Source organism: Anaerolactibacter massiliensis, from assembly GCF_900290205.1.
Lineage (GTDB): Bacteria > Bacillota_I > Bacilli_A > Erysipelotrichales > Erysipelotrichaceae > Bulleidia > Bulleidia intestinalis.
The window spans coordinates 970,406-982,550 of sequence record NZ_OLMH01000002.1 but is presented as its reverse complement, the minus strand read 5'-3'; the positions used below and the strand labels follow the sequence as shown (position 1 = coordinate 982,550).

The 12,145-nt window shown below is 52.0% G+C and carries 12 protein-coding genes and 1 tRNA gene; 9 read left to right on the top strand and 4 right to left on the bottom strand.

Annotation, left to right across the window (positions count from 1 at the left end):
- Positions 1-185 precede the first annotated feature (185 nt).
- Positions 186-569: a DUF948 domain-containing protein gene (locus C7E00_RS08205; protein ID WP_105303828.1), complete on the bottom strand. Its 384-nt coding sequence runs from the start codon at positions 567-569 to the stop codon at positions 186-188.
- A gap of 75 nt (positions 570-644) precedes the next feature.
- Here C7E00_RS08205 and C7E00_RS08200 point away from each other — a divergent pair, with 75 nt between their 5' ends.
- From C7E00_RS08200 to yihA, 6 genes are all read left to right on the top strand, one after another.
- Positions 645-1,127 (top strand): YfcE family phosphodiesterase, encoded by a 483-nt coding sequence (locus C7E00_RS08200; protein ID WP_105303827.1) that lies wholly within the window; start codon positions 645-647, stop codon positions 1,125-1,127.
- Positions 1,128-1,158: 31 nt separating this feature from the next.
- Positions 1,159-1,235 (top strand) — tRNA-Arg (locus C7E00_RS08195).
- Between the two features lie 45 nt (positions 1,236-1,280).
- On the top strand, positions 1,281-1,985 hold the full coding sequence (locus tag C7E00_RS08190) for a DUF3196 domain-containing protein (RefSeq protein ID WP_105303826.1): 705 nt from the start codon (positions 1,281-1,283) through the stop codon (positions 1,983-1,985).
- Between the two features lie 132 nt (positions 1,986-2,117).
- The gene (tig, locus tag C7E00_RS08185) at positions 2,118-3,461 is read left to right on the top strand and encodes a trigger factor (RefSeq protein ID WP_105303825.1); all 1,344 of its coding nucleotides are present in this window, start codon (positions 2,118-2,120) and stop codon (positions 3,459-3,461) included.
- 97 nt (positions 3,462-3,558) lie between these two features.
- On the top strand, positions 3,559-5,874 hold the full coding sequence (lon, locus tag C7E00_RS08180) for an endopeptidase La (RefSeq protein WP_105303824.1): 2,316 nt from the start codon (positions 3,559-3,561) through the stop codon (positions 5,872-5,874).
- A 1-nt stretch (position 5,875) separates the two neighbouring features.
- Complete coding sequence (yihA, locus tag C7E00_RS08175) at positions 5,876-6,454, top strand: ribosome biogenesis GTP-binding protein YihA/YsxC (RefSeq protein WP_105303823.1); 579 nt, start codon at positions 5,876-5,878, stop codon at positions 6,452-6,454.
- Between the two features lie 78 nt (positions 6,455-6,532).
- Here the strand turns inward: yihA and C7E00_RS16195 are convergent, their stop codons facing one another.
- The 3 genes from C7E00_RS16195 to C7E00_RS08165 all read right to left on the bottom strand — a co-directional run bounded on the left by C7E00_RS16195 (position 6,533) and on the right by C7E00_RS08165 (position 8,943).
- Complete coding sequence (locus C7E00_RS16195) at positions 6,533-6,685, bottom strand: hypothetical protein (RefSeq protein WP_154505909.1); 153 nt, start codon at positions 6,683-6,685, stop codon at positions 6,533-6,535.
- 78 nt (positions 6,686-6,763) lie between these two features.
- On the bottom strand, positions 6,764-7,696 hold the full coding sequence (locus tag C7E00_RS08170; protein ID WP_167836526.1) for a GNAT family N-acetyltransferase: 933 nt from the start codon (positions 7,694-7,696) through the stop codon (positions 6,764-6,766).
- Positions 7,693-8,943, bottom strand: a complete 1,251-nt coding sequence (locus C7E00_RS08165; RefSeq protein WP_105303821.1) for a glycoside hydrolase family 43 protein — start codon at positions 8,941-8,943, stop codon at positions 7,693-7,695. The genes C7E00_RS08170 and C7E00_RS08165 overlap by 4 nt, the downstream gene beginning before the upstream one ends.
- Before the next feature lie 87 nt (positions 8,944-9,030).
- Between C7E00_RS08165 and C7E00_RS08160 the strand changes: the two genes are divergently transcribed.
- Genes C7E00_RS08160 through C7E00_RS08150 form a run of 3 tightly spaced genes read left to right on the top strand, consistent with a single transcriptional unit; the run spans position 9,031 to position 12,099 of the window.
- A complete protein-coding gene (locus tag C7E00_RS08160) occupies positions 9,031-10,104 on the top strand; it encodes a UDP-N-acetylglucosamine--N-acetylmuramyl-(pentapeptide) pyrophosphoryl-undecaprenol N-acetylglucosamine transferase (RefSeq protein ID WP_167836525.1) in 1,074 nt (357 codons plus the stop codon).
- Positions 10,088-10,981 carry a UDP-N-acetylmuramate dehydrogenase gene (murB, locus tag C7E00_RS08155; protein ID WP_105303819.1) on the top strand — a complete coding sequence of 298 codons (894 nt, stop codon included), beginning with the start codon at positions 10,088-10,090 and terminating at the stop codon, positions 10,979-10,981. Before C7E00_RS08160 ends, murB begins: the two co-directional genes overlap by 17 nt.
- Positions 10,975-12,099, top strand: coding sequence for a cell division protein FtsQ/DivIB (locus tag C7E00_RS08150; RefSeq protein ID WP_135358191.1), 1,125 nt, complete (start codon positions 10,975-10,977; stop codon positions 12,097-12,099). Before murB ends, C7E00_RS08150 begins: the two co-directional genes overlap by 7 nt.
- Positions 12,100-12,145: the final 46 nt, after the last annotated feature.

The window sequence follows — 12,145 nt, the reverse complement described above, 5'->3', positions numbered from 1 at the left end:
CTATACTGAACTCAGAAAGAACTGTTCCGGAAGGAGAAATGCGATGCTCGGAGAACTCATGGTCATTGCGCTCGTCTGTGTCCTTGCTTATATCTATTTCCGTTCTGCCGGAAAGCATCTGGACAAGATGAATGACAATTATTGGAAGAAGTAAATGAAAAGGAGAGCTGATCTCCTTTTCGTTTTCATCTGAGGCTGTTCTTCACTTTCCGGATGATCCGGTCTTCGCTGGCTTTCTGGCTGTATACATGTTCTGCTGACTTCAGGAACTGCTTCATGCCGGAGCCGTCCGCATTCCTGTAATCCTTGCGGATCGCATTGAGGATCAGCAGGCTGCTCAGAACTCCGGAACCCTGATTCACATCTTTCTTCGCTTTGGTTCCGATTGTGTCTGCTTTGATCTTCGAAGCGGTGATTCCGTTCTGGATCTCAGTGAGCTGAGGCTTCATCGTATTCAGCTGCCTGATCAGCGGACGTGCTTTCAGAAAGGTCATGACCAGAAAGACGAGCAGCAGGACGAAGGCGGCGATCAGACACCAGTAATTGTACGGATACAGACTGACTTGCATAGGGTTCCCTCTCTGCAAGTCATTATAAAGCGAAAACAGTCTATTTTCCATGCGGGTTTCTGATAAGATAATGACATGCGTGAACTTCTCATTGTGGCAGTATCAGATAACCATGGCGCCAGAAGACCGGTGCAGTGGCTGCAGGAAACGTATCAGAATGCGGATTATTTCCTGCACCTCGGAGACAGCGAAGGACCGATGCGGTGGCTGAACGGATATGCCTGCGTGCGAGGAAACAACGACTATGATCCGGCTTATCCGGAACATCGGGTCCTGAAGATCGGAGAACATCGGGTGCTTCTGACGCACGGGCATCGGGAGCTTTACCGCGGAGGGATGGAAGGTCTCATCTATCAGGCCGGAAAAGAGCAGTGCGATATCGTCTTCTACGGTCATACGCATATCTATTCCTGCGTACATGAAAAGAATATCTGGCTGCTGAATCCCGGCAGCATCCGCCGCAATCGGGATGGCAGCAATCCTTCTTATATGCTGGTGAGGCTGAATGGACCGGACGTATCGGTTTCGCACATGGAGTATAATCCGGGGCTTGAATAATTAAGGACTCTCTGTTACAATCCTAAGTGCTGTCCACGTAGCTCAGCTGGATAGAGCACCCGCCTTCTAAGCGGACGGTCGCGAGTTCGAATCTCACCGTGGACACCATAACAGATACCGCCGCATGGCGGTATTTGCTGTTTAAGGAGATCAATGGGTTATTACGAAGAGATCATCACGGAAATCAGAAATGCCATCGAAGAACATCGATATGAAGATGCGAAGTTCCTGCTGAAACGGGAGCTGTCCATGCCTTATATTCCCGAAGATGCGGAAGCACAGTTCCAGGCGCTGCAGAAAGATCTCCGCTATGCCTGTGAAGACAGCCAGGGACCCGAAGAAGAGCCGCTGGAAGTGCTGCTAAGCATGCTGAAGGGGAAACCGGAGGCCCAGCTTGCCGCAGCATCCCGCCTTCATGATCGCAATCTGCGGACCTGCACCGAAGAGATCCGGGAGTATCTGAGCCATGAACCATATCCGGAAGCTGCCGCCCTCCTGATCGAAGCGCTGGCAGAACAGGAAATCGGCGACGAATTCGTCTATACGAAAGATGGCGTCGAATATACCTTCTGGCCTGATGCGGTGACGCCGGTTACGCGCAGTCCTGGATTTCTGGAAGCACTGGCTCTTCTGAAGCAATGGGTGAGCCGCAATCCTTCGCTTCTTGAAACAGCGAAAAGCGTGCTGGTTCATGATGCTTATATGAATCTGCCGCTCAGCTATGAGAAAGAAGAAGCAGGGGGAGCTGCGTATGAGGCTGCCTGCCAGGCTGCGGATCTCTTAGGTGATACCGCTGACAAAGCGGAACTTGAGAAGGTATACGATTCCTATCAGATCAGGAAGAAGACGTATGCCTGAGAGGACACAGAGCTGGGGATTGCGCTGAAAAAGGCTGAACAATCGCACAGAAATCGTGATCTTATCCGTGGCGGATCAATTCTGTTTTTGATATACTGAGAACGTTTGAAAGAAAAGGAGTTCTTGAGCAACATGTCAGAGTGGACATTAAAAGAAAAATCAACAGGTGAACTGGTCGTTACCATCGAGGGTGACGAATGGAAGAAGGATGTCGAGAAAGCATTCAGCAAACTCGGAAAAAATGTAACCATGAATGGCTTCCGCAAGGGCCAGGTTCCGAAGAAGCTTCTGGAGCATGCGATTCCGGAGCGCGACCGCGAGCTGGAAGCAGTCAATGACAATGCCAATGCATGGCTGAAGGCTGCCCTGGATGAGCAGAAGCTGGAGCCGATTTCCCAGCCGACGCTGGATCTGCGTTCCATCGATCCGGAGAAGGTTGTCGTCGTATTTGAATTTGCTGTGAAGCCGGAAGCTACGGTATCCGATTATAAGGGTCTGGATTACCACATGGATGATACTTCTGTCAGCGAAGAGGAATTCAACAAGGAAATCGACCGCATGCGCGAGAACTTCGCAGATATGGAAACCAAGGATGGTGAAGCAGAGAACGGCGATACAGTTGATATCAACTATGAAGGCTTCAAGGATGGCGTTCCGTTTGATGGCGGCAAGGCTGAGAACTACAATCTGGAGCTCGGCTCCGGCAGCTTCATCCCGGGCTTCGAGGATCAGCTGGTCGGCGTGAAGGCCGGCGATGAGAAGGAACTGAATCTGAAGTTCCCGGAAGACTACCATTCTAAGGATCTGGCTGGCCAGGATGTCGTCTTCAAGGTCAAGGTCAATGAAGTCAAGCACAAGGTTCTGCCGGAAGTGGATGATGACTTTGCGAAGGATGTCAATGCGAAGGGCGTTGAGACTGCTGAAGATCTGAAGAAGATGGTCCGCGAGCGTCTCGAAAACCAGAAGAAGCAGTCTGCTGAGGACAAGGGAGATAACGATCTTCTTGATCAGCTGCTTGCAAAGACGCAAGTTGAGATTCCGGATGTCATGGTTGAAGATGAGGTCAACGGCCGCATCAACCAGATTGCTGCTCAGGTTCAGCAGTATGGCATGAAGCTGGAAAGCTATCTGTCCATGATGGGAAAGACGCTCGATCAGCTGAAGAAGGACTACGAGGAGGAAAGCCGCAAGACAGTCAAGACCAGACTTGCTCTGGATGCTGTTGCCAAGGCTGAAAAGCTCGAGCCGACGGATGCGGAAATTGAGAAGGAATTCAGCGATATTGCTGCACAGTACGGTCTGTCTGTTGATCGTGTGAAGGCTGCGATCAGCAGAGCAGCGGTTCAGGATCAGCTCAGAGAAGACAAGGCATTCCGCTTCGTGAAGAAGAATGCTAACGGTGCTCCGGAAGTCAGAGAACCGGAAACGGAAGCTCCTGCAGCAGAGGAAGGAAAAGACGCTTCTGCAGCTGAGTAATTCCGGCTATCAGCAATACGAACCAATAAGACGCTTTCGATGCGTCTTATTTTATCAGCAGGGGGTTCATTCCCTCTCTTAAAAGGAGGAACACACTATGAGCAAAGAGGTCAGTATCAGGGTTCCGGTAGTGTGCACGCGCGGTGTTGTCGTGTTCCCGGGCCAGGATGTGATGATCGAGGTCGGCCGCCAGAAAAGCATCAACGCGGTCAATGAAGCAAGTGCTTCCTATGATTCCATGGTTTGGATTGTCTGCCAGAACGACATTATGGTTGATAATCCTTCAGAACAGAATCTCTATCGTGTCGGTACACTCAGCAAGATCAAGATTGTCCGCCGCAAGGAAGGATTCATGCGGGTGACGTTCACTGGCATGAAGCGGGCTGAGCTGCTGAACCTGGAAGACAGCAATGACATGATGATGGCAACGATCCAGCCGCTGGAAGAAGTCGAAGGAAATCACATGGAGGAGATGGCGCTCGTCAAGCGCATCATCTCGGAATTCGAGAAAGTGAGCAACCTCTCGAGCGCCTTCCCTTCGGATATCGTATCGCAGCTTTCCAAAGGCGTTTCAGCCATCACGCTGACAGATCAGTTTGCCCAGTATTTCCCGCTGGATACGGCAGCGAAACAGAAGCTGCTTGAGACGGTCGATGTCAATGAGCGCATGGTCATGATCATCGCTGAGCTGGAAAAGCAGCAGCGGTTCTCGCAGATCGAGGCAAACATCAATGACAAAGTCAAGGAGCGCATTGATGAGAGCCAGAAGGAGTACTTCCTGCGCGAAAAGCTCAAGGCCATCAAGGAAGAGCTCGGCGATGTGTCGAATGTCACCGATGATACGACGCAGCTGCGCGAGATGATCGAGAAGAATCCGTATCCGGATCATGTCAAGCAGAAGGCAAGAGAAGAGCTGCAGCGCTATGAGATGCTGCCGCCGGGAAGCGGAGAAGCAAGCGTTGAGAGAACGTATCTCGACTGGCTGCTGAAGGTTCCGTGGTGGCAGGAAACCGAAGACAGCAGCGATCTGAAAGAGGTCCGCAAGGTTCTCGATGAAGATCATTACGGACTTGATAAGGTCAAGGACCGCATCATGGAATATCTGGCCGTCAAGGAGATGACCGGCAATCTGAATGCGCCGATCCTCTGCCTGGTCGGTCCTCCGGGAGTCGGCAAGACGAGTCTTGCAAAATCGATTTCAAGAGCGCTTGACCGCAAGTTCGTGAAGATGAGTCTTGGCGGAGTGAGAGATGAAGCAGAAATCAGAGGTCATCGCAGAACGTATCTCGGAGCTCTGCCGGGCCGCGTGATCCAGGGCATGAAGCGTGCTCAGGTGATCAATCCGGTCTTCCTGATCGATGAAATCGACAAGATGGGAGCGGATTACAAGGGTGATCCGAGCGATGCGCTGCTCGAAGTGCTGGATCCGGAACAGAACCAGTTCTTCAGCGATCATTACCTGGAAGAGCCTTATGATCTTTCTAAGGTCATGTTCATCGCGACCGCAAACTATCTCGACAATATCCCGGCACCGCTGCAGGATCGTCTTGAAATCATCGAACTGCCTTCCTATACGGAAGTTGACAAGGTTCATATTGCCGTAGAGCATCTGATTCCGAAGCAGATCAAGGCCAATGGTCTGAAGCCTGCGCAGTTCCATCTGAAGGAGAAGGAGATTCTGTACCTGATCCGCCATTACACGAGAGAAGCAGGCGTGCGTCAGCTGGAACGGGTGATTGCAAGTCTCTGCAGAAAGACGGTTCTCGCGATTCTCAAGGATGGAAAGAAGTCCGTAACCATCACCGAGAAGCTGATTCATGAATGGCTCGGCAAGGATATCTTCGATTACGGGGTCAAAGAGAAGCAGAACCGGGTCGGCGTTGTGACCGGTCTTGCCTATACGTCATTCGGCGGCGATGTGCTGCAGATCGAAGTGAACTTCTTCGACGGCAAGGGCGCCCTCGTGCTGACCGGCAAGCTCGGCGATGTCATGAAGGAGTCTGCGGAAATTGCCCTGGACTATGTCAAAGCCCATGCAAAGGAACTGAAGATCGATCCGTCATTCTTTTCCAAGCATGACATTCATATCCATGTACCGGAAGGAGCTGTGCCGAAGGATGGTCCTTCTGCCGGAGTGACCCTGACCACTGCTCTGGTATCCGCGCTGACCAATACGCCGGTGTACAGCGATCTAGCGATGACGGGCGAAGTGACGCTGCGCGGCAATGTGCTGCCGATCGGCGGTCTTCGTGAGAAGAGCCTTGCGGCAAACCGGGCTGGCATCTCGAAGATCATTTTCCCGAAGGGCAATGTGAGGGACCTCGATGAAGTCCCGGCAGCCGTCCGCGAGAAGATGACCTATGTTCCGGTTGAGAATATGTCTCAGGTTCTGAAGGAAGCCATGGTCCGCTAGCATGCAGTACCATGAAGTCCAGCTTCTTGCCACCGCAGCCAACGAGGAACAGTGGCCGGACTCCAGCCTGCCGGAGATCATCTTCGCAGGGCGTTCCAACGCCGGCAAGAGCAGCTTGATCAATGCGCTGATCAACCGGAGAAATGCTGCCTATGTCGGCAAGACGCCTGGCAAGACCGTGCTTCTGAACTTCTATGAAGTGGATCACCAGGTTGTCTTCACTGATTCGCCTGGCTACGGCTATGCCAAAGGCGGAACGATGTCCGTGAAGAACTTTGCGGCCTTGCTCGATCCGTATTTCGATCACCGGAAGAACCTGAAGGGCATGATCCTGGTGCTCGACATCCGCAGAATACCGAACAGCGATGACCTGGAGATGCTGAGTTTTGCAAGGCAGTCTGATCTTCCGGTTCTCGCTGCCTGTGTCAAGGCAGATAAGCTGAGCCGCAATCAGCAGATCAATGCTCTGAAGAATATCCGCAATGCGACGGGTCTTCTGCCAGAGCAGGAGATTGCCGTATCTTCCACCTCGAAAACAGGAATTGAGGAAGTCTGGAATACCATCAGCCATATGATCTGAAACGGAAGACTTCTCCGCAAAGGGGAAGTCTTTTTCTGTAAAAAAAACGCGCCGGGCAATTGCTCAGCGCGTGATCCATCAGAGGCTGCGGTGATTCAGAATGATAATCCGGCCGGAAGCTTCCATCTCGGCAAGTGCCTGGAAGTCAGCGGATGACATGTATTCATGAACCACAGCAGAATCCGTCTGATAGTCTACCAGATGAATGGCAGCCATATCATTTGTATTCATGCAATGATCCTTTCTATCTCTCCTTACTGGAGTTGGATAGAGTATATCGGAAAAAGGATCCGCCCGCAAGCAGAAAGCTCAGAAATGGAACGTATGAGTTCCATCGCTCCAGGAATTGCTCTGCTCCTCGCGGTCATGATGCAGTTCAATCGTGGAAATGGTGCCGTATCCATGAGCGATCAGGAAGGCGATCAGTTCCGTATCGCAGGGGAACACTTCAAATTTCAGATCAGACTCCGGAAAGTCCTTCTGATACGCAGAAAGCAGCTGCTCGCCGATACCTTGACCGTGCTTATCCTTCTTCACAAAGAAAGCCTGGACGACCTCTGAGGCAGACTGCACCATCAGGAAGCCGATATACGCACCATGATCGCTGGCCGCATAGATCAAAGCGGTATCCGCGGTGTCTTCCAGTTCATTCTGATTGTCTTCCAGATCCGGAGAAGTCAGATTGCGATGCTTTGCTTCTTCCGCCCGCAGTTCATGCAGCAGATAGATGATCTGCATCGCATTGCGGCTTGAAAGGCGCGTGATGCGGATTTCCGGCTTCTGCGGTTCCTTCTTCTTTTCCGCATGGATCGTCATGCTTAGATCAGGAATGCCAGGGACCTCTTCATAATCGAGATGATGAGCCCGGCACCATTCTGCCGCATGCAGGTATTCCGCTTCTTCTTCAAAGTCGTACCACTCATCCTGCAGGCCGAAGCGCTCGATGACGGAACGGAACCGGCGGAATGCGCCATGTCCCTTGATCGCATTCTGCAGCCAGTTCTTTACTTCGCCATCAGGCTGCCGGTCAGCAAAGTCTTCCATGAGCTGGTAGCGATTGAGATCTTCCCAGTCCGGAAGTACTTCATAATCGTCCGGGTTCAGTTCTTCGCCGAGATCATCCGCGGGCTGATCATGTTCATCCAGCAGCAGGATCCGGTTTTCCGGATACCAGAACACCATCCTGTCAGTTTCCTGCTTCTGTTCTGCTGCATTCAGCAGGTCATCAAGATCCAGTTTCATTGTCCATCCTCCTGATTGTTCAGTGCATCCGGATATACTTCGAGAAGCCGCTGCAGTTCGTTCCATGTGATCGCAATCGCCGATCCGTGGGCAGGGGCTTCCAGCGGAATCATCAGATCCGCATCATCAACCTCTTCAAATGTCCCGTGCGCAATATCTTCCGTGAAGAGCACTTTGTAGGCACCTCTCGTGTAATCATCACATACCACATACCAGCCTTCGCCATTCAGGGCCTTCATGATCATCGGTCCTTCCACCTGATGGCGGTCATAGATCGGCCCTTCAAATGTCCCGAGATTCTCCCAGCCATCGCTGCTCACTGCCCGGAATAGCTGAGAATGATCTTCCATCGGTTCGCTTTCATCTTTGTAGATCATGACCCATTCCGATCCATCTCTGACCATGGTGCCGTCGATGACCGGATAGCCCGGACTCATCAGTACGGAAGGATAGGATACTGCAGTCAGATCGGAAGACGTGCTGAAGTACATGCCGCCATCTTCCTTGCTGGACCAGATCAGCACGTATGCATCCCGCATCCAATCATAGAATCCTTCCGGGGCCCAGGCCTGTTTCTCACTCATCATCTGCTCTTCGTACGAAGCATTGAGTTTCAGAAGACGTTCATTCGTATATTGGCCGAGGTTTTCAGTGTCATAGACATAGATGGAATCCGTATCATAGCCCTGGGTCGCAAGCAAGGCGAACGAACCGTCCTTTTTCCTCACCAGGGAAGGGTCTCTCAGACGCTTCGTTCCCTTCGAAGGTTTCAAGATCGGATTGTCGTTATTGATCTTGAACCAGTACTTGCAGTCAAACGTATAGGCAAGTTTCAGCGTTTCGGGATCCGATCCTTCCGAAGTGAAATAGGAGATCACATAAGCCGAATACGCATCCAGCAGCAGCCTTTCAAGCTCATAGGATTCATCCAGAGCCGGAATCTCAGCCTTCAGCACAATGGATTCATATTCTTCCGCATCCTCTGTTTTCTTCAGCGTATTCTCCGTGATCTCAGCATGGCCGGACGCAACTGACCATTCGATCACATTGCCGGATTCATCCTGAGCCGGCAAGGACATCCCGTCATTGAGAAAATAGTCCAGCTGCTCTTCAAGCGAAGCTTCTTCCGAAGAGGCAAAGGTACTGATCTCTGCAGTCTGCTCCGAGGGCACGCTGCCATGAGAAGGCAAAGGGGAGCAGCCCGTGCAGAGACATGAAGCAGCAAGGATGAAAGCAATCATCTTCATGTGTTTCATACTCCTGTATTCTACACCGTTCTGTTTCCCGTATCGAATGCCTGCAGATGTGATAAAATCTTGCCTATGATACGAGTGATGATAGCAACCGGCGGAACGGGCGGACATATCTACCCGGCGCTGGCGCTTGCCGATACGATCAGAAAGAACTGCCCGGAATGCGAGATCCGCTTCTTCGGTTCAGACAACCGCATGGAAGCACAGGTCATTCCGGCAGCCGGATACGCCTTTGCCGGGATGACGATGAGCGGCATGAACGGCGGTATTCTGGCCAAGGTGAAGTCGCTGATTTCGCTGCAGAAAGCAGAACGTTCCTGCCGGAAGATGCTGAAGGAATTCCAGCCGGAAGTATGCATCGGGTTCGGTAATTATATTTCTGTTCCCCTGATCCGGGCCGCGCATAAGCTCGGCATCCCGACGATGATCAGCGAACAGAATTCCTCAGCTGGCAAAGCCAATCTGTATCTCAGCAGAATCGCAGATGCGATTGAAGCAGTCTATCCTTCCAGCCTGAAGGAATTCCCGGAAGGAAAGACCAGGCTCTACGGAAACCCCGAAGCTTCCGCAGCCGCAGCAGCTCCGGGGAAACCAGAACTGCTGAAGGAGTATGGCCTGGAACCAGGAATTCCGATGGTGGTGTGCATGATGGGAAGCCTTGGCAGCAGTTCAGTCTCCGAGGTTCTCGATCAGGCCTGTGCGAAGTTCGATGATTCCTTCCAGGTGCTCATTGCGGCCGGAAAGTCGAATGACTATACCTTCCGCTCCCAGGGAAAACGGATTCATATTCTTCCGTATATTGACGGCAGGGCGATGCTGAAAGAAGCAGATCTCGCGATCACCCGGGCCGGAGCAACGACGTTAGCTGAGATCTCGGCCATCGGGACGGCAGCGATTCTGATTCCGAGTCCTTATGTGCCCAATAACCATCAGGTTCATAATGCTGAGGAACTGGTCAGACACCATGCGGCTGTCATGATCGAGGAAAAAGACCTGAATGCCGATGTGCTTGCCAGTACGGTGAACCGGCTTATGAAGAATCAGGAAGAACGTCAGAACTTAGCAGCCAATGCGAAAGCGATGGGCACGCCGGATGCGGCGGAAAAGATGTATGAATGGGTAAAGGAGCTTGCGGACCATGGAAACAATGCTTGAACAGCTGAAGAAGGTAGCTGCGGTGGAAACCGGTGTTCCGCTTTCTTCCATGACCACGCTCAGAATCGGCGGAAAGGCAAAGTATGTCGCTTATCCCGATGATTCCGTGAGCCTGGACAGCCTGATCCGGATCATCCGGAAGAACCATCTGCCGTTCAAGCTGATCGGCAAAGGTTCGAATCTGCTGTGTTCGGATAAAGACTATGACGGCGTCATCATCCGTCTGGAAAAATTCAATGACTTCTATATCGTCGATACGTCGGTTGTCGCCCAGGCAGGCTGCTCGATCATCGCGGTTGCCTATGCGGCGATGAAAGCAGGACTGAGCGGACTGGAATTCGCCAGCGGCATTCCTGGTTCCGTCGGCGGCGTCACTTTCATGAATGCAGGGGCATACCGCAGTTCGATGAGCGATGTGATCGACAGCGTGTTCGTCTACCGGGACGGGAAGTTCGAATGGGTTCCGAAAGGCGAATGCGGGTTCGGATACCGGACGAGCGTCTTCCAGTCGCATCCGGACTGGATCGTCATTGCGATCCGTCTGAATTTGGAGAAACGGGATCCGGATGAAATCAGGGCCCTTATGGATTCCCGCCGGGAGAGAAGAATGGCTTCGCAGCCGCTGGATCGTCCGAGTGCAGGTTCCGTGTTCCGCAATCCGGCTGACGTTCCGGCCTGGAAGCTGATTGAAGGCATCGGCTACCGCGGACATCGGATCGGGGATGCCCAGGTTTCCGAGAAGCATGTGAATTTCATCGTCAATGACGGCCATGCCAGAGCCGAAGACTTCCTGGCTCTCACGGAAGAGATCCAGAAGCTCGTCAAGGAGAAGTACGGCATCAGCCTGCATATGGAAGTGGAGAAATTCAATTGGTAGACCCAAAGAAGAGCACCATGCAGCCGGATGAGACTTCGGTCGATTCGCTGTTTCAGGAGCGGGCGGTGAACCGGGATAATGAGGAATTCGCGAAAGCAAAGCCGATTCTGTTCCGGGCCGCTCTGGTACTGGCATTGTTTCTGCTCGGGCTGCTCTATTTTCTGAACCCGGTTTCCAGAGTTGAGGTCATTGCGGTGAGAGGGGCAGATTTTCTGAGCAGGGACTACGTCAGCACGCTTTCGGGAGTCACGGAGAAATCGATTTACTACTTCGTTATTCCTAAGCAGGTTGAAAGCAGACTGCTGAGTGATCCGGTCATTGAAACAGCTTCCGTGAAGCTGGAGACGAACAATCTCGTCTCGATCACGATCACGGAGAAAGAGCCGATCGGATACCGGTACAATGAAGATAAGCCGATGCTGGTGTTTTCGGATGGGAGCACGTGCGAGCTGAAGAGCGAATACATGTCGATTCTTTCCAGAGTCCCGTATATCAGCGGGTTCACGGAAGAACAGCAGAATCATCTGCTGACCCAGGCATTCCAGAAGCTGGACCGCAGCACGATCGAAAGCATGGCTGAGGTGAATCAGTATGATCTTGGCTATACAGATGAAGCCATTGAAGTGCTGATGCGCACCGGCGGGTATTTCTTTGCGGATTATTACAGCCTTTCGACACTGAACAGCTATGAAGAGATCTATCAGAATATGAAAGATCAGAGCCGCTGCCTGTATGCCTATGAAGCAGACAGCGATGGCAATCAGGTTGCGGTCGAACGGGCATGCCCATGGAATGAAACTGTGACGGAACGGGAATACTGGACGGATTCCGATGGCAACTACATCTACGACAAATGGGGCGACAAGGCGGTCAAGCATTACTACCAGAGCTCAGATGGCTATTATCTCGATGCGTCCGGAAATAAGATCGTGATTCCAATCGATGAAAATGGCAATGATGTCGAAGATCCTGATTTCCTGGATCATTATCTGGCCGGCTATTATGATTCCGGCACGCTGGTGATCCCGGATGAGAACAGCACATCCTCTGAGGAAAGCACGGACAGTTCCGGTACTTCGTCGGATTCTGCGGATTCTTCCGGCGATACGAACGGGTGAGGCAGTTGAGAAAGATGAGTAAGTTTAATATAATTAATGGCGCTAA